Origin of the sequence: Azospira sp. APE16, assembly GCF_047901315.1 — a bacterium.
Lineage (GTDB): Bacteria > Pseudomonadota > Gammaproteobacteria > Burkholderiales > Rhodocyclaceae > Azospira > Azospira oryzae.
In genome coordinates this window covers 2,858,447-2,880,987 of sequence record NZ_CP179682.1, presented here as the reverse complement: position 1 = coordinate 2,880,987, position 22,541 = coordinate 2,858,447, and the positions used below count along the sequence as shown (strand labels likewise).

Here is a 22,541-nt window from a genome sequence, read left to right as displayed (position 1 = left end):
GCGCGGGGCCGGTACCGGGACCTCAAAAAAAGAAGGCTGGCTCGCCCGGGGGCTGGCTGGCGGCAAGAGGGTGATGCGTCGAGGGTGAAACGTTGCTCTTTACTTGGTCAGAATCAGCTTGTTCTCACGGGTCAGGCGGAGCAGGTAGCACTGGCCGCCGTGTTCGATGCGGACCGTGTTGTTGCCGCGGAACAGCTGCCGGCTGGCCACCACCGGGGCTTGCCCGGCGGGCGGGTTGTCCACCGTGACGACGGCCAGGGTGGGCTTGAGCTCATCGGCGTGGTTCATGGGTGCCTCCAGGTTGGGTGACGAAACCGAGTTTGACGATGCCGGCCTCCTTCGCTGCCGCCATCACTTCGGCCACGCGCTGGTAGCGCGTTTCCTTGTCGGCGGAGAGATGGACTTCCGGCTGGGGATTCTGGGCGGCGGCGCCGGAGAAGCGGGCCACCATCTCCTCAGCGTTGATTTCCGTCTTGTTCCAGTACAGCTTGCCTGCCGCATCCAGGGCCACCTGCACGGTGTCCGGCTTGGGGTCCGCCGGGGCGGCGCTGGCCTGGGGCAGGTCCACCTTGATGGCCTGGGTCATCAGGGGGGCGCAGACGATGAAAATGATCAGCAGCACCAGCATCACATCCACCAGGGGCGTGGTGTTGATGTCGGCCATGGGCTGGGAGGGGCCCGATTCGAATCCGCCGAAAGCCATTTAAGCCACCTCGGCCAGCTTGCGGGCGCCGGCGTTGCCGCGGCCGTGGGGAACCACGGGGGATTCGGCCATGTGGTGGCCGGTGGTGAGGAAGGTGTGCAGGTCGTGGGCGAAGGCGTCCAGGTCGCCGCCGATGACGCGCAGGTTGCGGTTGAAGGTGTTGTAGGCCAGCACCGCGGGAATGGCGACGAAGAGGCCGGCAGCAGTCATGATCAGGGCCTCGCCGACGGGGCCGGCCACCTTGTCCAGGCTGGACTGGCCGGTCATGCCGATGGTGGCCAGGGCGTGGTAGATGCCCCAGACGGTGCCGAACAGGCCGATGAAGGGAGCGGTGGAGCCGATGGAGGCGAGCAGGGTCTGGCCGCCTTCCAGGTGGCTGGTGGTGCGGGCGATGCCCTGGCGCAGGGCCCGGGTCACCAGTTCGCTGGCGGAGAGGTGGGAATCCAGGTGGGGGGCGCTGCCGGAATGGCTCTCAAAGTGGCTGACGGCCTGGCTGCCGCGGCGGGCCAGGTCGGCGAAGGGGGCGGCGGGTTCCAGGCGGTCCAGGCCTTCCTGCAGGGTGGAGGCGTGCCAGAAGCTGTCGATGGCCACCGGGGCGGCGTGGCGCAGGCGCCACAGTTTCCAGCCCTTGCCCAGGATCACGGCCCAGCTGGCGACGGAGAGGACCAGCAGGACGATGGCGATGAAATGGGAGACGGCGTCGCCCTGGGCCCAGAAATGGGAGAAATCGAAATTGGCTTGCATGATGGCTTAGCTTTCCAAACTGAAAGAAACGGGGATGACGACCCAGGAGGCCACGGCTTCGCTGCCCTGGCGGGCGGGCACGAAGCGCCAGCGCTTCACCGCCTCGAGGGCGGCGGCGTCCAGGCGGGGGCTGCCGGAGGTCTGCTTGAGTTCGACGTTGTCCGTGGTGCCGTTGGGCAGCACGTGGGCCCGCAGCCAGACCTTGCCCTGTTCGCCCAGGCGCTTGGAGGCCGGCGGATAGGTGGGCTTGGGGTTCTGCAGGTAGTCGGCGTCGAACTTGGCCTCCACCACGGGAGCCGGGGCGGCCGGTCCGGGGGGCGCGGCGGCGGGCGCCGGGGGCGGCGGCGCGGAGGAGGTGATGGAGGCGGGCGTCGGCGCCGGGGCCGGTTCGCTCTTCACCGCCTTGGGGGCCGGTGCCTGTTGCTTGACCACCGGTTGTGGCTTGGGCGGCGGAGGCGTCGGCGTGGGTTTGGCGGCGGGCTCCGGAGCCGGGGTGACGAGCGCGATGCTCATCACCTGGGGGGCTTCAATGGGGCTTGGCTGTGCCGTGCCCAACGCCCAGGCCAGGGCGGCACCGTGCAGCAGCACGGCGGCGCCGACCCAGGGACTCCGGGAAAGCCAGCCGGAGTCGGTCGGGCAGGAATACGGCATGGCTGGTACCAGCATGGCGAGCGGTTTCCTGGGAATGGTTATTAAATGACAACAATTCTCATTCTGCAGATTGTGAGAATTTGTGTCAACTGCTTTTGTTGCTGCGCAATAGGGGGCGGAGCCTTGTTTTTCCGGGATTTCCCGGCATTTGGTGCCGCGTCGAGGGAGCGCCTGACGTATAATTAGGGACTTTTATAAGGAGACTGATTCATGAACATCGACGCACTGTCCATCGGCAAGGACGTCCCCAACGACTTCAACGTGGTCATCGAGATTCCCGCCCGGGCGCCCGGCATCAAGTACGAACTGGACAAGGATTCCGGCGCCGTGCTGGTGGACCGTTTCATGTCCACCCCCATGCACTACCCCTGCAACTACGGCTTTGTGCCCCACACCCTGTCCGACGACGGTGACCCCGTGGACGTGCTGGTGGTGACTCCCTATCCCCTGCATCCTGGCGTGGTGGTGCGCTGCCGCCCCATTGGCATCCTGCACATGGAAGACGAAGCCGGTCTGGACGCCAAGGTCCTGGCAGTGCCCGTGTCCAAGCTGACCTCCATCTACGACAACGTCAAGGCCGTCTCCGACCTGCCCGACCTGCTGCCGAAGATGATCGAGCACTTCTTCGAGCACTATAAGGATCTGGAACCCAACAAGTGGGTCAAGGTCACCGGCTGGGGCGACCTGGAAGCCGCCAAGAAGGAAATCGTGGACGGCGTGGCCCGTTACGACGCTTCCGGCGAAAAGCCCCACTTCTAAGCTGTCCGAGGCGCCGGGGGAGCTTGTCCTCCGGCCGCTTTCCTGCCGTACCCGGTTTTACCGTAGTCCGCCTCCCGTCCTTCCTCGCCCGACGCCTTTCTCCCCGGATCGTCCGCCCATGGCTGCTCCCACTTCCGCCCTTGCCGTCGCCGTCGCCCAGTTCAATGCCGTCCTCGGCGACCTGGCCGGCAACCGTTCCCGCCTGGCCGACCTGGCTCGCCAGGCCCAGGCCCGCGGGGCCGACCTGATGCTGAGCCCGGAACTGGGCCTGTGCGGCTATCCGCCGGAAGACCTGCTGCTGCGCCCGGATTTCTACCGGGCCTGCGCCCGGGAGCTGGAACTGTTGGCGGCTGAAGTGCCGGAGATCGGCATCGTCGTCGGCCATCCCCTGGAGGTGGCCGGCCAGCGCTACAACGCCGCCTCCTACCTGAAGGACGGCCGCATCCAGGCCACCTACCGCAAGCACCGCCTGCCCAACTACGAGGTCTTCGACGAGGAGCGCTACTTCGACGCCGGCAGCGAGCCCTGCCTGATCGAGGTCAAGGGCTGGACCCTGGGCCTCAACATCTGTGCCGACGTGTGGGAGGTCGGGGCGGCGGAGCAGGCGGCCCAGGCCGGGGCCCAGGCCCTGCTGGTGCTCAATGCCTCGCCCTATCACATGAACAAGGAAGGGGACCGCCTTGCCGTACTGCGGGAGCGGGTGGCGGCGACCCGGATTCCCCTCATCTACAACAATCTGGTGGGCGGCCAGGACGAGCTGGTGTTCGACGGCGCCTCCCTGGCCCTGTGCGCCGACGGCAGCGTCGGCGCCAGCCTGCCCCGTTTCGAGGAAGCCCTGGAGCTGCTGCAGCTGACTCCCGACGGCCGCGTCAGCGGCGTGCTCCTGCCGGAGCCGGCCCTGGAGGAACAGGTGTATCGGGCCCTGGTGCTGGGGGTGCGCGACTACATTGGCAAGAACGGCTTCAAGGGCGCCGTCATCGGCCTTTCCGGCGGCATCGACTCGGCCCTGACCCTGGTGGTGGCGGCCGAGGCCCTGGGGGCCGACAAGGTGCGGGCCATCATGATGCCTTCGCCCTACACCGCCCAGATGAGCCTGGACGATTCCCGCCAGCTGGTGGAAACCCTGGGCGTGCGCTACGACGAGATCGCCATTGCCCCGGCCATGGGCGTCTATGGCCAGATGCTGGCCCAGGAATTCGCCGGCACCGCTGCCGACACCACGGAGGAAAACCTCCAGGCCCGCATTCGCGGCAACATCCTGATGGCCATCTCCAACAAGAGCGGCAGCCTGGTGCTGACCACCGGCAACAAGTCCGAGATGGCGGTGGGCTACTGCACCCTCTACGGCGACATGGCCGGCGGCTTCGCCGTCATCAAGGATCTGGCCAAGACCTTCGTCTATCGCCTGTGCCGCTGGATCAACCGGGAACGGGAGATCATCCCGGACAACATCATCGTCCGCCCCCCTTCCGCCGAGCTCAAGCCGGACCAGAAGGACCAGGACAGCCTGCCGCCCTACGAGGTGCTGGATGCCATCATGGAAGCCTATATGGAGCAGGACCTGTCGCCCCGGGAGATCGTCGCCCAGGGTTACGCCGAGGCTGACGTGCGGCGGGTGGTGCGCCTGCTCAAGATCAGCGAGTACAAGCGGCGCCAGGCCCCGGTGGGCATCCGCGTTACCCAGCGGGGCTTCGGCAAGGACTGGCGCTATCCGATCACAAACCGTTATGCTGACGAATGGTGAGCCGACGCGAAGATGACGGCATTCGGTTGGGAATGCCCCGCTGCCCCGCCCAAGAATTTAAATAAGGAGAGTTCATGAAAAAGATCGAAGCCATCATCAAGCCCTTCAAGCTCGACGAAGTGCGCGAAGCCCTGTCCGAAATCGGCGTCACCGGCCTCACCGTCACCGAGGTCAAGGGTTTCGGCCGCCAGAAGGGCCACACCGAGCTGTACCGCGGCGCCGAGTACGTGGTCGACTTCCTGCCCAAGATCAAGGTGGAACTGATCATCTCCGACGACAAGGTGGAGCCCGCCATCGACGCCATCGTCAAGGCCGCCCACACCGGCAAGATCGGCGACGGCAAGATTTTCGTTATGCCCGTGGAGCAGGTGGTGCGCATCCGCACCGGCGAGACCGACGAAGCCGCCATCTGAGGCAAGACACGCCGGCGCCGGCCCCCAGGGACCGGTGCGGCAAAAGGGCCGTCCCACGGGGCGGCCCTTTGCTTTTTGGGGATGGGGAAGGCGTGTTGCCGAGGCATGGCCGCAGAGGCAGGCGGGAAGCCATTCTCCGGCATGGGCAGGCGCCCATGCCCGTCCCTGTTGCCTCCCGGGGCAGGCTGCTTTCAGCCCCGGGAATCGTCCGCCGTGGCGCCCTCCCGGCGGGGATTGCGCAGCAGCACCAGCAGGGCGCCGCTGCCGCCGTCCGCCGGCTTGGCTTCGCAGAAGGCCAGCACTTCCGGATGCTGGGCCAGCCAGTTGCGGGTCAGGTTTTTCAAGAGGGATTCGCCGCCGGGGGAACTCAGGCCCTTGCCGTGGATCACCCGCAGGCAGCGCTGGCCGCGGCGGCCGCAGCGGGCCAGGGCGGCGCTGAGGAAGTCCCGGGCTTCGTCCCGGGTATAGCCGTGCAGGTCGATTTCCGTTTCCACCGGAATGCGGCCCCGGCGCAGGTCCGCCAGCAGGCGGCCGGGGGCGCCGGGACGCAGGTGCTCGCCTTCGGCGGCGGTGTCGGCCCGGTCGGATAGAGGCGGATGGGCCGGCGCCGGCGTGGCTGCCGGCGGCTCGGCTTCCTCCCGGGGCCGGGGGCGGGCCGCCGGCAGGGGCTTGTTGAGGGCCGCCTGGTTCTTGTCCGCCAGGGGTGTCACCGGGCCGGCGGCGCGGCGGAAGAGGGCGGCCGGGTCGTCGTCCGGCAGGTCCGGGATATACAGTTCCGGCGTCGCCTCGGCGACCGGCGCGGCGGCCTGGGCCTGGCGCTTCTGCCGCGACAGGCGCGGCCCCACCTCGGCCCGGCCGGTGTCCTTGACCGGGGTGACTTCGCCGACGCTGGCGCGGAACAGGGCCAGGGGGTCGTTGGGGTCGATCCGCTGGGGCCGGGGCGCCGGGGCGCTATCCGTCTCATCCTGCAGCCGGGGACGGGGCTTGGGGGCCGGTTTGGGCTTGTCCAGACGGGCGTGGTTGTCACGGGCCAGGGGCTTGGCGCCGGCGAAGGCCTGGGCCAGCAGGGCGGCATCCTCGTCCCCGGCCGTGGATACAGGCGGCGGCGCGGGCGTGGCAGATGGCCCTGGTGCGGCAGGGGGGGCGGCTTTGGCCTGTTTGGCGGGCTCCAGATGGCCTTTCAGGTCCCGCAGGACCTGAAAGGGGGAGCCGGCGGCGGCCGGCTTGGCAGGCTTCATGGAGCGGTGTTCCAGGGCTTACGCCTGCTCCAGGCCGTCCAGGTAGCGTTCGGCGTCCAGGGCGGCCATGCAGCCGGTGCCGGCGGAGGTGCAGGCCTGGCGGTAGATGTGGTCCTGCACGTCGCCGGCAGCGAAGACGCCGGTGATGCTGGTCTGGGTAGCGTTACCGGCGCGGCCGGACTGGGTCACGATGTAGCCGTTTTCCAGCTCCAGTTGGCCCTCGAACAGCTCGGTGTTGGGCTTGTGGCCGATGGCGATGAAGACGCCCATGACCGGCACTTCCTGGGTGGCACCGGTATTGACGTTCTTCACCTTGAGGCCGGTGACGCCGGAATCGTCGCCCAGCACTTCTTCCAGGGTGGAATCCCACAGCACGGTGACCTTGCCTTCTTCCACCTTCTTCATCAGCTTGTCCTGGAGGATCTTTTCGGACTTGAACTTGTTGCGGCGGTGGATCACGGTGACGTGGCTGGCGATGTTGGCCAGGTACAGGGCCTCTTCCACGGCGGTGTTGCCGCCGCCCACCACGGCCACGGCCTGGTTGCGGTAGAAGAAGCCGTCACAGGTGGCGCAGGCGGAGACGCCGCGGCCGGCGAACTTCTCTTCGGAGGGCAGGCCCAGGTACTGGGCGGAGGCGCCGGTGGCGATGATGAGGGCGTCGCAGGTGTATTCGCCGGCATCGCCGATGAGGCGGAAGGGCTTTTCCTGCAGCTTGGCGGTGTGGATGTGGTCGAAGATGATCTCGGTCTCGAAGCGGCGGGCATGCTCCTCGAAACGCTGCATCAGCTCCGGGCCCTGGACGCCGGCCGCATCGGCGGGCCAGTTGTCCACTTCGGTGGTGGTCATCAGCTGGCCGCCCTGGGCCAGGCCGGTGATCAGCACGGGTTTCAGGTTGGCGCGGGCGGCATAGACGGCGGCGGTGTAGCCGGCGGGGCCGGAACCGAGGATGAGCAGGCGGCTGTGGCGTTGGGTGGTCATGGCGTTTCTCTCGCGGTCGGATTTTCGGGTCGGGGGGAAATTATAGCGAAAGCGGGGGGGCTGTAACCGAACTCGCCGGCGGGGGTGGCGCGTGACGGATTTGGCATATAATCGGCGCTGATTTATCCACACCACAAGCAAAAATAAGGCTGAGTATGCAGGTTGGGAGAGGACTAAGCCTCGCCACGCTCCGGGGCTTGCCCATGTTTGAGCGTGTGCCGGACAGCGAACTGGAACATCTGGCCCGGGTATCCACCTATCGCAAGGTGACCCGGGGTACGACCATTGTGCGGGCCGGCGACGTCACGGACTCCCTCTACATCCTCATCTCGGGCAGCATCAAGGTGCTCAACAGCGATGAGGAAGGGCGGGAAGTGATCCTGGCCATCCTCGGCACCGGCGAGTTCTTCGGCGAAATGGGCCTGCTCGATGGCGAGCCCCGCTCCGCCAACGTGGTGGCCCTGGAAGTGTGCGAGGTGCTGATCATCGCCAAGGCCGAGTTCCGCCGCCTCCTCACCGAGCACGTGGATCTGACCTTCTACCTGCTGCGCAGCCTGGTGCAGCGCCTGCGGGAAGCCGACCGCAAGATCGAAAGCCTGGCCCTGATGGATGTTTTTGGCCGGGTCGCCAAGCTGCTGCTGGAGTTTTCCGAGATGCAGGAAGGCCGGCGCATCGTCACCCGCAAGCTGACCAAGCAGGATATCGCCAAGATGATCGGCGCCTCCCGGGAAATGGTCAGCCGGGTGATGAAGGACCTGGAAACCAGCGGTTACATCGAAGTTCAGGACGGCCGCATTGTCCTGCACGAAATCTAAGGGGCGCTTGCCGTTATAATCGGGCGAACCTACCAACTGTTCGCCGCCAATGGCCGTCCCCCAATCCGCCCGTCGCAACTCCGATAAGTCCCCCAGCCCCCTGCCGGAAAAGATTGCCGTCATCCTGCAGGAATCCCGCTGGCTGGCGCTGGTGGTGTTCGCCGGCTTCCTCTCCCTGGCCCTGTGGGGCTACGACCGGGCCGACCCGGGCTGGTCCCATGCGGCCCAGGTGGACGCCCTGCACAACCCTGCCGGCCGTTTCGGCGCCTGGCTCTCCGACCTTCTGCTCTATCTCTTCGGCGCTTCCGCCTGGTGGTGGGTCACCCTCATGCTGGCCCTGGTGTGGTGGGGCTACCGCCGCCTCGACGGCCTGCGCGGCAACGGCGACCGCCGCCCCCTGATCGTCGCCGCCATCGGCTTCCTCATCCTGCTGGTGGCCAGCTGCGGCCTCGAAGCCATCCGTTTCTACACCCTGCGCACGCCCCTGCCCCTGGTGCCCGGCGGCATGCTGGGCCTGGAGCTGGGCAATGCCGCCGTCGCCGCCCTCGGCTACACCGGCGCCACCCTGGTCCTGCTCACCGGCGTGGTGCTGGGCTGGAGCCTCTTTTCCGGCATGAGCTGGCTGTCCACCTTCGAGCGCCTAGGCACCCTGGTGGAAGGCACCTATTTCGGCATCCGCGGCCTCATCGAGCGCTGGCAGGACCAGCGCATCGGCCGCGAAGTGGCCCGGGAGCGGGAAGCGGTGGTGGAAGTGGAGCGGGCCCGGGTGGAAGACCACGAGCCGATCCGCATCGAAATCGTCGAGCCCGAGATCGAAGTCTCCACCAAGGTGGAAAAGCGCATCGAGCGGGAGCGCCAGACGCCCCTTTTCCCCGAGGCGGTGGAGGGCGGCCAGCTGCCGCCCCTGCACCTGCTGGACCCGGCGCCGCCCCAGACCGATCTGCCGGCGGCGGACACCCTGGAATTCACCTCCCGCCTCATCGAACGCAAGCTGGCCGACTTCGGCGTCCAGGTGAAGGTGCTGGCCGCCTACCCGGGCCCGGTCATCACCCGCTACGAAATCGAGCCGGCGGTGGGCGTCAAGGGCGCCCAGATCGTCAATCTGGCGCGGGACCTGGCCCGGGCCCTGGCCCTTATCTCGGTGCGGGTGGTGGAGACGGTGCCGGGCAAGTCCTGCATGGCTCTGGAGCTGCCCAATCCCAAGCGCCAGGCCGTGCGCCTCTCGGAAATCCTTTCCAGCAAGGCCTATTACGACATGGCCTCGCCCCTCACCGTGGCCCTGGGCAAGGACATCGGCGGCCAGGCCACCGTGGCCGACCTGGCCAAGATGCCCCATCTGCTGGTGGCCGGCACCACCGGTTCCGGCAAGTCGGTGGGCATCAACGCCATGATTCTGTCCCTGCTCTACAAGTCCACCGCCAAGGATGTGCGCCTCATCCTGGTGGACCCGAAGATGCTGGAACTCTCCATCTACGAAGGCATTCCCCACCTGCTGGCGCCGGTGGTGACCGACATGCGCCAGGCCGCCAACGCGCTCAACTGGTGCGTCGGCGAGATGGAAAAGCGCTACAAGCTGATGAGCGCCATGGGCGTGCGCAACCTGGCCGGCTTCAACGCCAAGATCCGCGAGGCGGAGAAGAACGAGCAGAAGATTCCCAACCCGCTCTCCATCACCCCCGAATCCCCCGAGCCCCTGACCGAGCTGCCCTACATCGTGGTGGTCATCGACGAGCTGGCGGACCTGATGATGGTGGTGGGCAAGAAGGTGGAAGAGCTGATCGCCCGCCTGGCCCAGAAGGCCCGGGCCGCCGGCATCCACCTCATCCTGGCGACCCAGCGGCCCAGCGTGGATGTGATCACCGGCCTGATCAAGGCCAACATTCCCACCCGCATCTCCTTCCAGGTCTCCAGCAAGATCGACTCCCGCACCATCCTCGACCAGATGGGCGCCGAAGCCCTGCTGGGCCAGGGTGACATGCTCTACCTGACGCCGGGCAGCGGCTATCCCACCCGGGTGCACGGCGCCTTCGTCGCCGACGACGAAGTGCACCACGTGGTCGAATACCTGAAGAAGACCGGCGCCCCCGATTACATCGAGGATGTGCTCAGCGGTGCCGGCGGTGACGAAGATGGCGGCGGCGACGGCGAGGGCGGTGACGACCCCGAAAACGACCCCATGTACGACCAGGCCGTTGAGATCGTCCTCAAGACCCGCCGGGCCTCCATTTCCCTGGTCCAGCGCAACCTGCGCATCGGCTACAACCGGGCCTCCCGCCTCATCGAAGCCATGGAGCGGGCCGGCCTGGTCTCCGCCATGGATGGCCGCGGCGGGCGCGAAGTGCTGGGCCGCAAGACGGAAGAATGATGAAAACTCTCCCCAAGTTCCTGCTGGCGGCCCTCCTGGCCGCCGCCCTGCTGCCCGGCGCCGCCCAGGCCTCCGGCGTCGCCAAGCTCAAGTCCTTCCTCGACAACACCCGCAGCCTGCGGGCCGAGTTCGTCCAGTCCGTGGTGGCCAAGAGCGGCCGCAAGCCCCAGAACTCCGCCGGGCTGATGATGTTCCAGCGCCCCGGCAAGTTCCGCTGGCAGGTGGAAAAGCCCTATCCCCAGCTGATGGTGGGCGACGGCGAAAAATTCTGGATCTACGACCCGGAACTGAAGCAGGTGACGGTAAAGAAAATGGGCAAGACCCTGGGCGCCACCCCGGCCGCCCTGCTGGCCGGCGAAGGCTCCGCCTCCCTGGAAAAGAACTTCACCCTGGCCGAAGGCGGCGAGAAGGACGGCCTGGAATGGGCCGAAGCCACCCCCAGGAGCGCCGACTCCGGCTTCGAAAAAGTCCGCCTCGGCTTTGCCGGCGACAACCTGCGGGCCATGGAACTGCACGACAGCTTCGGCCAGACCACCGCCCTCATCTTCAACCGGGTCGAACGCAACCCGTCCCTGGCCCCCGGCCTCTTCCGCTTCACCCCGCCGCCCGGAGCGGATGTGGCGGGGGAGTAAGGGGCGCTCCCCTGGCAATTTTCCCGATCAGAATAGAACCTGATGATGTTGTGACGCGCAGGATTGGCACAGGTCGTCGCTGATCATCCAGCCCGAGGGCTGGCGCTCGTTGCACTCGGTGCACACGCCAAAGTACCGGGGATCGTGCAGGATTGCGTTGATCGCTTCATGCACTTCCTCGGTGTCTATTCCCGTTGGAAATACCCCGGCCAACTGCCAGCGAGATTGGGGTTCTTGCCCACTCCACATAATCAGACGAACTGATAACCGTAGCCAGCCGCTCTCCACTACCTGCTGAATGAAGTCGCGCTTCAGTTCATCGGGGGTCATCAAATGCTCAAGGTGGAGGTCCAGTGGGCCTCAGGGTTAGACCGACGCTTCGGAACGTGGAGAAGGAAGGGCTCAACACAAACTGAATGCCAGCCGCGATCGCCATTGGTGTGATGCATGATGAAGCTGAATTCAGCACAACCGTACTCGTCGAAGTCACGAATTCGCTTATATTTGCCCACAAGGTATTGGAATACCGGAAGCGACTCGGCGATCCCATCTTTTGGCATTCCCGAAAGATCTGGCACACCGACGATACGCACGATATCTCCGACTCTAATGGTGTTGCCATCCCGGTCAAAGGGCTTGTGTGGTTTCACTGGATTAAGGGCTAACGTTGTAAATCACCGGACGCAGGCAAGCGTAGCTTGCCGGAGGTCCGGTGGATTGTGATGTTAGGCGGCTTTGGAAGCACATTTCACCCCGAGTGGCTTGAGGCCATGTGATGACCGAAACTTTGGTGATTTGAGGCCCGACCTGTGACGCCAAGCGAAAACAAACATTGCCTCATGTGACATGACCACTTCGTCAAGCGACTCGATCCCGAAGTACTGATCGTTCACCTCTAGAAGCCTGTACACATCTTTGATCTCTTTGGCGACCAAGGAAATAATTCGTTTGGCATCCGCCTGTTTGATGGAGTCAGGAAGCGAGATGCGTGCGTTGACATCGACTCGTTTGCGGGTCTTAGGAAGGCCGACATAAGTGGCAGCTTGCTTCTTCTGCTCAAGCTTTCCCTCTCGCGCCGCACGAAGGAGGTTGGGGGAGAACTCGAAGTACTCCCAAAGAAATGCCCCGTGTTTCTCAGTGTGCAAGTACATCAACTTCAACAATTCCTGTTCAAGCTCTTCACAGGGCAACCCGGTATTGGTCACCGATTGATAGTAGATATGGTCAACCCATCGTGCCTTTGCATATTCCTCCATAGAGAGAACGGCAAGCTGAAAAGCACTTGGGTATGAGCCAATTTGATACAGCGATATCGCGTCTTTCAATAGACGTAGCGAGTTTCGCAGTGACTCGAGTGCAAGCTTTTTGTACTTTCGGGCGGAGAGGGTTGTGCGCATTGCGTTTGAGACTCCTAACGTGGAGTTGAGGCGCCTGCGCGGCTTTTCGCGCAGGTCGCCTCGAACGCAGGGTTAGAGGCCATGTTTAATGACCTTCGACGCCCAGGACAAGAACCGCTCTATGAATGGCCAAACTGCCACCAGCGCCACGAACATGAAGAGTGCAAGAACGCCGATAAGCCTAGAAACGATTGGATCGTCGTCGAAGTTGGGCGCTCCACGGGACAGAGGAAATGCAAGCCGAACACACGCAGAGAGAACCGCCGCATACAAAACGGGAAACAGCGCGTAGGCAAGGAACGCAGCAGCAACGACAACGTACCCAACCAGCAGCGCCGAGGCAGCAAGGCCCACAATGAGCGAAGCCATTGCTGCGGAGAGAGTGAGATTGAATCTATACAGCGGCAAGACAAAACGGTCGGAGAAGCGCTCGGTATATGGAGAGCTTGACCCAAACAGTACTCGGCCCAGAAACACGAGTGCGATAACCGCGAACATACCGTAGGTCAATGTCTTAGGCGCGGCGTGCTCGGAGAGAACGTCGAGAAGGTCATTTCGGATCGGGAACGGCCCGTCAGTGAAGAACGAAAGAAACGCGGGCAATTGCGTTGTGGCGAAGAAGTGATGAAGGACGCCGATGATCAACCCGAGCATGACAAATGGTGGCGCGCACTCGACAAAGTGGTTTCTCACCGCTTTGCAACTGCTCCAGGGCGGAAGGATTTCGCTCATGGCCTCTAACGTAGAGCTAACCGGCGCTGCACGGCTTTATCGCGCAGCGTCCAGCGACCGAAGGGAGCGAGGTTGAGCGCCATGTTAGAAACCCTCGATTTCATTGATCATGGGGCCAAAACAAGAGCCCATCACAAATGCTGAGACCCAGAAACCAACATTGAAGTAACCACTTGTGTCAGCGAACAAATCAATTAGTGCGCCAGCGAAGCCAAACAGAAAGATGCCAGCCAAGTTGAGGATGGAGAACCACTTCCAGATTGGATGACTATCAACGAACTTCGACCAGCGACCTTTCCACAGGTGAACAAGCACCCAACCTGCAAAGGCGGTTGCGAAACCCAAGACATAGCCAGCTCCAATGTCGGAGAGACTTTGGTATCCATGCTCGCGGAGCCATGTGGTGAATTGAAATGATGCCATCCACAGCAGAAAGCCAAAGCCACCAATCGGATATTGAAGCCAGCCAAAGCGTTGAGAGAGTGATTTGTTCATGGTTTCTAACTAGTAGTAGACGACAAAAACGTCCAATAAAACGGGGACGTGTCCAATAAGCTGGGAAACCGGACAGCGGTTTTCCTTGTGTGGCAATGGATTCGGGTATGTAACTGTTTATCCATAAGGGGTATCTATTTAGCTCCAGTGACGTGAGAATAGCTGGATGGAAACCCAGATGCTAACGCCAACTCCTGGACGGGACTACCCCCGCACCTGGAACGAATTTCTTGACTGGTTTGCCACCGAAGAGGCTTGCCAGGCGTTCCTGGAGAAGCTTCGGTGGCCCCAAGGCTTCGTCTGCCCGCGTTGCGGCAACGCTGGCGATGTGTACCGCGCCAGCCGCACCCGCCTGATGTGCCGCTCATGCCAGTACCAAGGCACAGTGACATCTGGAACCATCTTTGACAAGACGCGCACACCGCTGCGTGTCTGGCTGGCTGCAGCTTGGTACCTGACCAATCAGAAACAAGGCGTGAGCGCCCTGGGGCTGCAGCGCGTATTGGGTTTGGGGAGCTACCAGACCGCCTGGACCATGCTGCACCGGTTTCGACGTGCCATGGTCCGCCCGGGCCGGGACAAGCTCAAGGGGCTTGTGGAGGTGGATGAAACGTACCTGTCCATCACGGATCGCAAGAATCCCGCCACCCCTGCAGGGCGCAAGAGCAGCACCACCAAAGTGTTGATGGTCATGGCGGTGGAGATCGTGGAGCCCAAGGGGTTTGGGCGCATCCTGTTACGCCGCATTGACCGAGACGCCGCCACCCACGTAATCCCCTTTGTGCAGGAGGTGGTCGAGCCTGGAGCCCAGGTACGCACGGATGGTTCGGCGGCATACCGCGCTCTGGGAGAACTGGGTTACACCCACCAGCGCACCGTCATGCTCGGCTCAGGCGTACCTGCCCATGTCTCCATGGCGGGAGTGCACCGGGTCGCCTCACTGGTACAGCGCTGGGTGCTGGGAACACATCATGGCTCTGTACAGCCAGACCACCTGGACGCCTATCTCGATGAATTCGTGTTCCGTTTCAACCGGCGCACATCCAGCTCACGCGGGATGCTGTTTTACCGCTTGCTGCAGCAAGCGGTGGTTACGCCGCCAGTGACGTATGGGGATGTCGTGAGCAAGAACACCGGGGAGAGCCAATCGGATACCATTGCTGGATGAGCGACGAAAAACCCATCACTTCGACGTTGGGCAGGTGCTTGGTCACCTCGCGGGCCAGCTCGACGCGTTGCTCCAGGGAAAACAGAGGGTTCTTCTTGGGGCTGGCGGCGACGGCGATGATAACGTGATCGAACAGGCGCGCGGCGCGTTCGACCAGATCACCGTGGCCCTTGGTGATGGGGTCGAAGGTGCCGGGGTATAACACTCGATTCATCGGGACGTCCTGGCGGGTCGAAAAGGAGTCGGATGGTAGCGCAGCGCATGCCAGCGGCCAAGCCACGGCCTGCGTTGCGTTCTCCCATGCCAGGGCAGTAGCGTCTAGCTCGGGCTTTTCAGCCGCTCGGCCAGCAGCGTCGCAAGCTTGGCGGTCAGGCCGTAGATCGACAGTTGGGGGTTGGCGCCGATGCTGGTGGGAAATAGCGAACCGTCGTGGATCGACAGGTTGGCCAGGTGATGGTGCCGGCCCAGGCTGTCGACCACTGCCTGCTGTGCATCCTCGCCCATGGCGCAGCCGCCCATCACGTGAGCACTGCCCAGGCGGGTGCGGTACAGCGCCAGGTCGAGGTTCTCGATCATGTCCCGGGCCTCCTTCCAACTGCCGACGTAACGCGCATCGGCATGGGTCGGCATCACCGCCTTGGCACCGGCGGCGAACTGGATTTCCGCCATGGTCAGGTAGGCGCGGCGCACGCCATCCCAGGTGTAGTCGGTCATCTGGTAGTCGAGCACCGGGCTGCCATCGCCCCGCAGCTCGACGCGCCCTTCGGCGCTGTCTTCGTGGAAACCGTCGCGCAGCAGGGCGAGCATCACGTTGGTGTGCGGCAGTTGCGCCATGCGCAGGGCATTCTCGCGACCAAAGTCGCCGAGCAGAGTGGCGGTCAGCGCCGGTTGCAGCGGCGGCACTTCAAGTTTGTAGGAGAGGCGCCCACCGGTGCCGTCGTCCCACTGAAAATGATCCGAGTAGACCGACTGCGGCGCACCGTAAAAGGGGTTGATGACCTGCTCGAACTGCGCCGCGGAGAAGTTCGCCAGGTGCAGGTAGGTGCGCCGGCCGACGCGCTGGTGTGGGTCGGGCACATTGGAACGCAGCAGGATACCGGGCGTGTTGATGCCGCCGCCGGCCAGCACGTAATGCCGCGCCTTGACCCGGATGCGCTTGCCGTTGGGCGCTACGCAGCGTTCGTCCATGCCCAGGCAGTCGATGCCGACCACCTGGTCGCCTTCGATCAGCAGCTTGTCGGCGCGTGCCAGGTAGAGCAGCTCGCCGCCGGCGTCGAGGGTGGCGGGGATGGTGGTGACCAGCATCGACTGCTTGGCGTTGGTCGGGCAGCCCATGCCGCAATAACCGAGGTTCCAGCAGCCGCGCACGTTGCGCGGGATCGGCGCCCAGTGATAGCCGAGCGTGTCGCAGCCGCTGCGCAGCACCTCGTTGTTGGCATTCGGTGGCACCGCCCAGGGCGCCACGCCCAGGCGCTGTTCCATCTGCTCGAACCAGGGCGCCATGGACTCGACGTCATGGCCCTTCACGCCGTGGACCTCGGCCCAATGCGCCAGGGTCTGTGGCGGCGTGCGGAAGCTGCTGGTCCAGTTGATCAGGGTGGTGCCACCGACCGCGCGGCCCTGGAGGATGGTGATCGCGCCGTCCTTGCTCATGCGGCCGATGCCTTCCTGATAGAGGGTCGGGTAGGCGTCGGCTTCCTGCATCTTGAAGTCGTCGCTGGTCTTGAGTGGGCCTTCCTCGATCAGCAGCACCTTGTAACCCGCCGCGCTGAGGATTTCCGCGGTGGTGCCACCACCGGCGCCGCTGCCGACGATGGCGACATCGACTTCCAGGGTCAGGTCGTTTTCCAGACGCGAACCGTCATGGGTCTTCCAGCCGCGGGCCAGGCCTTGCTTGAATAAATCGGGTACGGGCATTTCGAATTCTCTTGTTGTTATGGACAGCGCAGCCCTGGTAGGAGCCGGCTTGCCGGCGATCCAGCAATCGCCGGCAAGCCGGCTCCTACAACTAGACCGTAGGTGGCCCTGGATAGCCGCAATGCGCCCAGGCCTCCTGGCGGCTGTACCAGGCCATCATCACCAGTTGCAGCAGCGAGGCGTGGCCCATGCGCAGCAGGCTCAGGCTGCTGTTCTGCCAGCGCACGAGGAAGTTGCGCACGTCATCGGCGCTGGCGTTGTCCCAGCTGCCCCAGACCCCGGTCAGCGGGCCGCGGGTGATGGGCAGGGCGAGCACGTCGAACAGCTGCACGGTGAGTTTGAGCATCTCCGGCGACAGGTGCGCCAGGCTGGTGTCGAGGCTCTTCAGCGTCCCATCGATGGCCTGCGGCATCTGCTCGGCGCTGACGGCGCCGTCGAGCATCACCGGGATCAGTGCGCGGAGAAAGGGCAGGTCGCTGCTGCGCAGGATCAGGTAGCCATTGGCTGGCGTGCTGGCCGAGCAGCCGCTGAGGGTGGCGGTCAGCCCGGCAGTGCCGAGCAGCGCCGTGCCCAGCAGGCCGACCTTGAGCAGGTTGCGCCGCGACAGTTGCGGCGCGTTGAGGGTGGTGTCGTTCATTGTTGTTGTCACCAGGCGTAAAACGGGCGCTGCCCGCGTTGTTCAGCGTACGAACAGCTTGTAGACCAGCTTCTGGATCGCCTTGCCATAGGGCGGGTAGATCAGCCGCGCGGCGTTGAAGCGCTGCTTGATGAACACGCCCTTGGCCTTGCTGAAGGTCAGGAAACCTTCGTGACCGTGGTAATGGCCCATGCCGGAGGGGCCGATGCCGCCGAACGGCATGTCGTCCTGGGCCACGTGCAGCAGGGTGTCGTTCAGGCACACGCCGCCGGAATGGGTCTCGTGCAGCACGCGCTGCTGCTCGCGCTTGTCGTAGCCGAAGTAGTACAGCGCCAGCGGCCGGGGGCGCGCGTTGACGTAGGCGAAGGCGTCGTCCAGGCGCTCATAGGGCACCACCGGCAGCAGCGGGCCGAAGATCTCGTCCTGCATCAACTTCATGTCGTCGTTGACGTCCAGCACCAGGCTCTGCGGCAGGCGCCGGCCCTGGGCCTCTGGGTAGATCGGGACGATGCGCGCGCCCTTGGCCTGGGCGTCCTGCAGGTAGCCGTTGAGGCGGGCCAGCTGGCGCTCGTTGATGATCGCGGTGTAGTCGGGGTTGTCCTTGAGCTGCGGGTAGAAGCGCTGCACGACGTCGCGGTAGGCGCTGACGAAACCGTCGACGCGATCGCGCGGCACCAGTACATAGTCAGGCGCCACGCAGGTCTGCCCGGCGTTGAGGGTCTTGCCGAAGGCGATGCGCTCGGCGGCGTGCTCCAGCGGCACGTCGGCGGAAACGATGGCCGGCGATTTGCCGCCCAGCTCCAGGGTCACCGGGGTCAGGTTCTCGGCGGCGGCGCGCATCACGTGCCGGCCGATGCTGGTGGCGCCGGTGAACAGCAGGTGGTCGAACGGCAGCTTGGAGAAGGCCATGCCGACTTCCGCCTCGCCCAGGGCGACGCTGACCAGGTCCTCGGGGAAGACGCGCGCCAGCAGGTCCTTGACCAGCTGCGAGGTGGCCGGGGTGGACTCGCTCATCTTGATCATCACCCGGTTGCCAGCGGCCAGCGCGCCGGTCAGCGGGCCGATGGCGAGAAACAGCGGGTAGTTCCACGGCACGATGATGCCGACCACGCCCAGCGGCTGGTAGACGACCTTGGCCGCGGCGGGCATGAACTGCAGGCCGACGCTGCGCCGCGAGGGCTTCATCCACTTCCTGATGCGCCTGGACGCGTAATGGATGCCATGCAGGCTGGGCATCAGCTCGGCGAGCAGGGTCTCGTCGGCCGAGCGATTGCTGAAGTCCCGGGAAATCGCTGCGATCAGCGCATCCTGCTGCTCGGTCAGCAGCTCGCTGAGGGATTTCAGCCACTGGATGCGCTGCTCGGCCGAGGGCATCGGGTTGGCGGCGAAGGCCGCGCGCTGCAGGGCGAAGGTGGCGTCCAGCTGGTTGATCTGCTGTTGGTTCTGCTGCAGGTAGGCGATGTCGGCGACCATGGGTTTCTCCTCGACGTTCCAGCGGGCTGCATGGGCTAAGCTGGATTTTTAGAGCAATTACTCTAATGTGTCAAATAGGATGCCGCGACGCCGTCCTCGCTGCACCCTAACCAAAGGCCTGCCAGGGCATGGCGGATGCATCGGGGGGTAACACTTCGGCTGTTTCGCCTGTACCTTTGCCACTTCTGAAGTCGAGATCGAGCTGCGTCATGGCGCCACCCAAGACCCGCGACCGCATCGTTGCCGAGAGCCTGGCCCTGTTCAACGGCCAGGGCGAGCGCAACGTCACCACCAACCACATCGCCGCGCACCTGGGCATTTCGCCGGGCAATCTGTACTACCACTTCCGCAACAAGCAGATGATCATCGCCGAGCTGTTCGCCCAGTACGAAGCGCAGGTCGACAGCTTTCTGCGCCTGCCCGAAGGCCGCGCGCTGACGGTGGAGGACAAGACCTTCTATCTGGAGGCGCTGCTGGCGGCGATGTGGCATTACCGCTTCCTGCACCGCGACCTGGAGCACCTGCTGGAATCCGACGCCGAGCTGGCCGAGCGTTACCGCGCCTTCGCCCAGCGCTGCCTGGTGGGGGCGCAGTCGATCTACCAGGGCTTCGTCGAGGCCGGCATCCTGTTGATGACCCCGGCGCAGATCGAGGCGCTGACGCTGAACGCCTGGATCATCATGACCTCCTGGGTGCGCTTTCTCTGCACGGCGGGCGCCAGCCCGACGGATAGGCGTTTTAACCGCATGAGGCCAAGTATCGCACCGCGGAAGCGCCATCAAGCCGGCTGAGACACTCGATTTTCCCGCCCAGGTGTCAGGTTCACCACCAGGGTTTGGCGTTCAGGAGAGTGATTTGCGGCGCTCGGCGTGTACCGGGCGCAGAGCCAGTTCGCGGCAAGTCAAAATCGCCGCTTTGTTCATTCACCAACTGATGCGCTGATCGACCTCAAAGTCCGGTGCCGGTTGCGCCGCTAGGTCCCAGTCTGCTGGCTCGGTTTGCGCCCCGTCATCCATCTGCGCATCACTACAGTCATCCCACAGCGGTGGCCCGCGCGCCGGGGAGATGCGGGGTGGCTCTGAATCTGCCCCGATGTGGTCCAGGATGTGCCGGATGTCAGTGCTGTGCGTAATGAACGCGATGATGCGCATATGCCCGCCACACAGCGGACACAAGAGGGGGAACACCTCGTAGATGCGGGCGATCAGCACCGCCCACAGGTAGTGCGCTGCACGCTTGGGCAGCACCGGCTCGCTCTGGGATGGCAGCGCGCTGCTCATCGGTACCACACCAGGCGCGCACTCCCCCGTGCTGATCGACGCGCCCAGCACGGGAGCGGCTTGCGCCGGTGTCGCCAGCGCCGTCACCGCAGCCCTGAGCGGCGAGTTGGGTGCCAACACGCCAAAATAGCGGTGCCGGTGGGTGCGTGGCGGGGGAACCAGCGCGGCAATGCGGTCGATCAGCTCCAGCGGTGTGAGGTGCAGCTCATCAACCTTGGCACCGCGCTTGTCGCTGGTGGGTTCGCTGCGCTGTTTGGCACAGCGGTACACCAGTTTGCTTCCCTCTTTGCGTAGGCGCTCCATGGAAAACGGTGGACGCGCGCAATAGCGCAGCAGCCGCTCCAGCGCAGCGCGGTCGTGGGCTTCGATGCAGACACCGGCGTCCACCGAGAAGCCGCTGTGTTTGTAGCCCAGCATGTCTTTGGCGTCACAGTTCTCCAGCAAGCCCCGAGCAACGAAGGCGCGCAGGATGCGTTTTTGCAGTGTGGTCTGCACTGGGGCCACGGTAGCCGCATCGATGCCGGTGGCCGCGTGAAAGATGACACCCGGCGATGAGATTCGAGGGGTCGCATCAGCATCGCCCTCGCCCTCCACTTCCTCAAACACCCCGTCCACCACACAAACGTGGAAGTGGACGTGTTCATTGAGGCTGGAGCCGAATCGGTGAATGAAGGCGATGGCACCGATGTGCAGGCCTGCCTTGTCCATATGGGCCGCACCGGGGCTGTGGGTCTGCAGAGTTTGTGCAATCACCCGCAGAAAGATGCGCAGCACCATGCTCAGCACCGCTCCGTCGCGTTGCATGAAGTACCGCAACCTCTTGGGCACGGAGAGCACCCACTGGCGCACCGGCAGGCGGGGGAAAACGTGGTCGCTCAGGTGTGCCGCCGTCTCCACCATCCGCCGGGTGGTGCACGAGGGGCAGACTCCCCGGCCTTTGCAGGAGAAGGCTACAAAGTAGTCGTGCCCACAGTCGCCGCAGCGAGCGCGGGCAAAGCCATGGGCAAAGATGCCGCACTCAAGATACTTGGCAAACGCTTTGCGCACGAAGGGCTTGGGGGTGTGGTGGTCGCCCTGGCCGTCGAACTGACCCGCGCTGGCCAACTCTAGCCAGGTCTCGTAGTGCTCGGCTACCGTTTGGTAGAGCAGCGTGCGTTCGGGGTGGCGTGGGTTGTAGAGCTTGGGCTTGGAAGTGGCTGACATGAATACTGTACAAATGCAAGGGGTATCTATTTAGCTCCAGCAGCCCCATTGATACTGTGATTTCATCCAGCAATGGTATCCGATTGGCTCTCCCCGGTGTTCTTGCTCACGACATCCCCATACGTCACTGGCGGCGTAACCACCGCTTGCTGCAGCAAGCGGTAAAACAGCATCCCGCGTGAGCTGGATGTGCGCCGGTTGAAACGGAACACGAATTCATCGAGATAGGCGTCCAGGTGGTCTGGCTGTACAGAGCCATGATGTGTTCCCAGCACCCAGCGCTGTACCAGTGAGGCGACCCGGTGCACTCCCGCCATGGAGACATGGGCAGGTACGCCTGAGCCGAGCATGACGGTGCGCTGGTGGGTGTAACCCAGTTCTCCCAGAGCGCGGTATGCCGCCGAACCATCCGTGCGTACCTGGGCTCCAGGCTCGACCACCTCCTGCACAAAGGGGATTACGTGGGTGGCGGCGTCTCGGTCAATGCGGCGTAACAGGATGCGCCCAAACCCCTTGGGCTCCACGATCTCCACCGCCATGACCATCAACACTTTGGTGGTGCTGCTCTTGCGCCCTGCAGGGGTGGCGGGATTCTTGCGATCCGTGATGGACAGGTACGTTTCATCCACCTCCACAAGCCCCTTGAGCTTGTCCCGGCCCGGGCGGACCATGGCACGTCGAAACCGGTGCAGCATGGTCCAGGCGGTCTGGTAGCTCCCCAAACCCAATACGCGCTGCAGCCCCAGGGCGCTCACGCCTTGTTTCTGATTGGTCAGGTACCAAGCTGCAGCCAGCCAGACACGCAGCGGTGTGCGCGTCTTGTCAAAGATGGTTCCAGATGTCACTGTGCCTTGGTACTGGCATGAGCGGCACATCAGGCGGGTGCGGCTGGCGCGGTACACATCGCCAGCGTTGCCGCAACGCGGGCAGACGAAGCCTTGGGGCCACCGAAGCTTCTCCAGGAACGCCTGGCAAGCCTCTTCGGTGGCAAACCAGTCAAGAAATTCGTTCCAGGTGCGGGGGTAGTCCCGTCCAGGAGTTGGCGTTAGCATCTGGGTTTCCATCCAGCTATTCTCACGTCACTGGAGCTAAATAGATACCCCTTTTATCCATACAGTATTTTGTTGCCATGAAACCGGACATTCCTGACAAGGTGGTTGTACCGGGCCCCCGTTTGGTCGATCAGGTGCGGGCTGC

25 protein-coding genes are annotated in these 22,541 nt (G+C 64.2%); 8 read left to right on the top strand and 17 right to left on the bottom strand.

Translation table 11 applies throughout. The features are described 5' to 3' along the window. Positions 1-99: 99 nt before the first annotated feature. Genes hemP through ACLSSQ_RS13750 form a run of 4 tightly spaced genes read right to left on the bottom strand, consistent with a single transcriptional unit; the run spans position 100 to position 2,113 of the window. A complete protein-coding gene (hemP, locus tag ACLSSQ_RS13765; RefSeq protein WP_014236767.1) occupies positions 100-288 on the bottom strand; it encodes a hemin uptake protein HemP in 189 nt (62 codons plus the stop codon). Next, positions 272-703, bottom strand: a complete 432-nt coding sequence (locus tag ACLSSQ_RS13760; RefSeq protein ID WP_130460001.1) for an ExbD/TolR family protein — start codon at positions 701-703, stop codon at positions 272-274. Before ACLSSQ_RS13760 ends, hemP begins: the two co-directional genes overlap by 17 nt. Continuing rightward, a complete protein-coding gene (locus ACLSSQ_RS13755) occupies positions 704-1,447 on the bottom strand; it encodes a MotA/TolQ/ExbB proton channel family protein (protein WP_014236769.1) in 744 nt (247 codons plus the stop codon). It lies immediately after the preceding gene. Positions 1,448-1,453: 6 nt separating this feature from the next. After that, positions 1,454-2,113: an energy transducer TonB gene (locus ACLSSQ_RS13750; protein WP_130460000.1), complete on the bottom strand. Its 660-nt coding sequence runs from the start codon at positions 2,111-2,113 to the stop codon at positions 1,454-1,456. Positions 2,114-2,308: 195 nt separating this feature from the next. On the opposite strand from ACLSSQ_RS13750, the gene ppa reads away from it, so the two are divergent. The 3 genes from ppa (at position 2,309) to glnK (ending at position 5,014) form a co-directional block, all read left to right on the top strand. Beyond that, positions 2,309-2,857: an inorganic diphosphatase gene (ppa, locus tag ACLSSQ_RS13745; RefSeq protein ID WP_014236771.1), complete on the top strand. Its 549-nt coding sequence runs from the start codon at positions 2,309-2,311 to the stop codon at positions 2,855-2,857. Between the two features lie 118 nt (positions 2,858-2,975). Then, a complete protein-coding gene (locus ACLSSQ_RS13740; protein ID WP_416243015.1) occupies positions 2,976-4,601 on the top strand; it encodes an NAD+ synthase in 1,626 nt (541 codons plus the stop codon). A gap of 74 nt (positions 4,602-4,675) precedes the next feature. Further along, complete coding sequence (gene glnK, locus ACLSSQ_RS13735) at positions 4,676-5,014, top strand: P-II family nitrogen regulator (protein ID WP_014236773.1); 339 nt, start codon at positions 4,676-4,678, stop codon at positions 5,012-5,014. A 191-nt stretch (positions 5,015-5,205) separates the two neighbouring features. Here glnK and ACLSSQ_RS13730 read toward each other — a convergent pair whose 3' ends face one another. Beyond that, a complete protein-coding gene (locus tag ACLSSQ_RS13730) occupies positions 5,206-6,252 on the bottom strand; it encodes a Smr/MutS family protein (RefSeq protein ID WP_416243014.1) in 1,047 nt (348 codons plus the stop codon). A gap of 18 nt (positions 6,253-6,270) precedes the next feature. Further along, positions 6,271-7,230 carry a thioredoxin-disulfide reductase gene (gene trxB, locus ACLSSQ_RS13725; RefSeq protein ID WP_014236775.1) on the bottom strand — a complete coding sequence of 320 codons (960 nt, stop codon included), beginning with the start codon at positions 7,228-7,230 and terminating at the stop codon, positions 6,271-6,273. 155 nt (positions 7,231-7,385) lie between these two features. Between trxB and ACLSSQ_RS13720 the strand changes: the two genes are divergently transcribed. Genes ACLSSQ_RS13720 through lolA form a run of 3 tightly spaced genes read left to right on the top strand, consistent with a single transcriptional unit; the run spans position 7,386 to position 11,042 of the window. After that, positions 7,386-8,045: a Crp/Fnr family transcriptional regulator gene (locus ACLSSQ_RS13720; protein ID WP_014236776.1), complete on the top strand. Its 660-nt coding sequence runs from the start codon at positions 7,386-7,388 to the stop codon at positions 8,043-8,045. A 49-nt stretch (positions 8,046-8,094) separates the two neighbouring features. Further along, positions 8,095-10,410, top strand: coding sequence for a DNA translocase FtsK (locus ACLSSQ_RS13715; RefSeq protein WP_130459998.1), 2,316 nt, complete (start codon positions 8,095-8,097; stop codon positions 10,408-10,410). Next, entirely contained in the window at positions 10,410-11,042 is a 633-nt protein-coding gene (gene lolA / locus ACLSSQ_RS13710) for an outer membrane lipoprotein chaperone LolA (protein ID WP_416244296.1), read from the top strand. The genes ACLSSQ_RS13715 and lolA overlap by 1 nt, the downstream gene beginning before the upstream one ends. A gap of 27 nt (positions 11,043-11,069) precedes the next feature. On the opposite strand, the gene ACLSSQ_RS13705 is transcribed toward lolA, so the two are convergent. The 5 genes from ACLSSQ_RS13705 to ACLSSQ_RS13685 all read right to left on the bottom strand — a co-directional run bounded on the left by ACLSSQ_RS13705 (position 11,070) and on the right by ACLSSQ_RS13685 (position 13,666). Continuing rightward, positions 11,070-11,372, bottom strand: coding sequence for a hypothetical protein (locus tag ACLSSQ_RS13705; RefSeq protein ID WP_416243013.1), 303 nt, complete (start codon positions 11,370-11,372; stop codon positions 11,070-11,072). Further along, positions 11,372-11,635: a hypothetical protein gene (locus ACLSSQ_RS13700; RefSeq protein WP_416243012.1), complete on the bottom strand. Its 264-nt coding sequence runs from the start codon at positions 11,633-11,635 to the stop codon at positions 11,372-11,374. The genes ACLSSQ_RS13705 and ACLSSQ_RS13700 overlap by 1 nt, the downstream gene beginning before the upstream one ends. Positions 11,636-11,767: 132 nt before the next feature. Further along, entirely contained in the window at positions 11,768-12,439 is a 672-nt protein-coding gene (locus ACLSSQ_RS13695; RefSeq protein WP_416243011.1) for an AbiV family abortive infection protein, read from the bottom strand. A 72-nt stretch (positions 12,440-12,511) separates the two neighbouring features. Next, positions 12,512-13,171 carry a hypothetical protein gene (locus ACLSSQ_RS13690; RefSeq protein ID WP_416243010.1) on the bottom strand — a complete coding sequence of 220 codons (660 nt, stop codon included), beginning with the start codon at positions 13,169-13,171 and terminating at the stop codon, positions 12,512-12,514. Between the two features lie 84 nt (positions 13,172-13,255). Then, positions 13,256-13,666: a hypothetical protein gene (locus ACLSSQ_RS13685; protein WP_416243009.1), complete on the bottom strand. Its 411-nt coding sequence runs from the start codon at positions 13,664-13,666 to the stop codon at positions 13,256-13,258. Between the two features lie 166 nt (positions 13,667-13,832). Here ACLSSQ_RS13685 and ACLSSQ_RS13680 point away from each other — a divergent pair, with 166 nt between their 5' ends. Continuing rightward, the gene (locus tag ACLSSQ_RS13680) at positions 13,833-14,834 is read left to right on the top strand and encodes an IS1595-like element ISCsp2 family transposase (protein ID WP_416243004.1); all 1,002 of its coding nucleotides are present in this window, start codon (positions 13,833-13,835) and stop codon (positions 14,832-14,834) included. On the opposite strand, the gene ACLSSQ_RS13675 is transcribed toward ACLSSQ_RS13680, so the two are convergent. The 4 genes from ACLSSQ_RS13675 to ACLSSQ_RS13660 all read right to left on the bottom strand — a co-directional run bounded on the left by ACLSSQ_RS13675 (position 14,758) and on the right by ACLSSQ_RS13660 (position 18,861). Continuing rightward, a complete protein-coding gene (locus tag ACLSSQ_RS13675) occupies positions 14,758-15,048 on the bottom strand; it encodes a pantetheine-phosphate adenylyltransferase (RefSeq protein WP_416243008.1) in 291 nt (96 codons plus the stop codon). The two genes, ACLSSQ_RS13680 and ACLSSQ_RS13675, sit on opposite strands and share 77 nt — an antisense overlap. A 104-nt stretch (positions 15,049-15,152) precedes the next feature. Beyond that, positions 15,153-16,751, bottom strand: a complete 1,599-nt coding sequence (locus ACLSSQ_RS13670) for a GMC family oxidoreductase (protein ID WP_074855360.1) — start codon at positions 16,749-16,751, stop codon at positions 15,153-15,155. Between the two features lie 91 nt (positions 16,752-16,842). Beyond that, the gene (locus ACLSSQ_RS13665) at positions 16,843-17,400 is read right to left on the bottom strand and encodes a hypothetical protein (protein ID WP_416243007.1); all 558 of its coding nucleotides are present in this window, start codon (positions 17,398-17,400) and stop codon (positions 16,843-16,845) included. Between the two features lie 30 nt (positions 17,401-17,430). Further along, positions 17,431-18,861, bottom strand: a complete 1,431-nt coding sequence (locus tag ACLSSQ_RS13660) for a coniferyl aldehyde dehydrogenase (protein WP_096825384.1) — start codon at positions 18,859-18,861, stop codon at positions 17,431-17,433. Positions 18,862-19,070: 209 nt separating this feature from the next. Here ACLSSQ_RS13660 and ACLSSQ_RS13655 point away from each other — a divergent pair, with 209 nt between their 5' ends. After that, positions 19,071-19,652, top strand: a complete 582-nt coding sequence (locus ACLSSQ_RS13655) for a TetR/AcrR family transcriptional regulator (protein WP_416243006.1) — start codon at positions 19,071-19,073, stop codon at positions 19,650-19,652. A gap of 132 nt (positions 19,653-19,784) precedes the next feature. On the opposite strand, the gene ACLSSQ_RS13650 is transcribed toward ACLSSQ_RS13655, so the two are convergent. Both ACLSSQ_RS13650 and ACLSSQ_RS13645 read right to left on the bottom strand, forming a co-directional pair. After that, entirely contained in the window at positions 19,785-21,344 is a 1,560-nt protein-coding gene (locus tag ACLSSQ_RS13650; RefSeq protein ID WP_416243005.1) for an IS91 family transposase, read from the bottom strand. Positions 21,345-21,406: 62 nt separating this feature from the next. Beyond that, positions 21,407-22,408 (bottom strand): IS1595-like element ISCsp2 family transposase, encoded by a 1,002-nt coding sequence (locus ACLSSQ_RS13645; protein WP_416243004.1) that lies wholly within the window; start codon positions 22,406-22,408, stop codon positions 21,407-21,409. Positions 22,409-22,541: the final 133 nt, after the last annotated feature.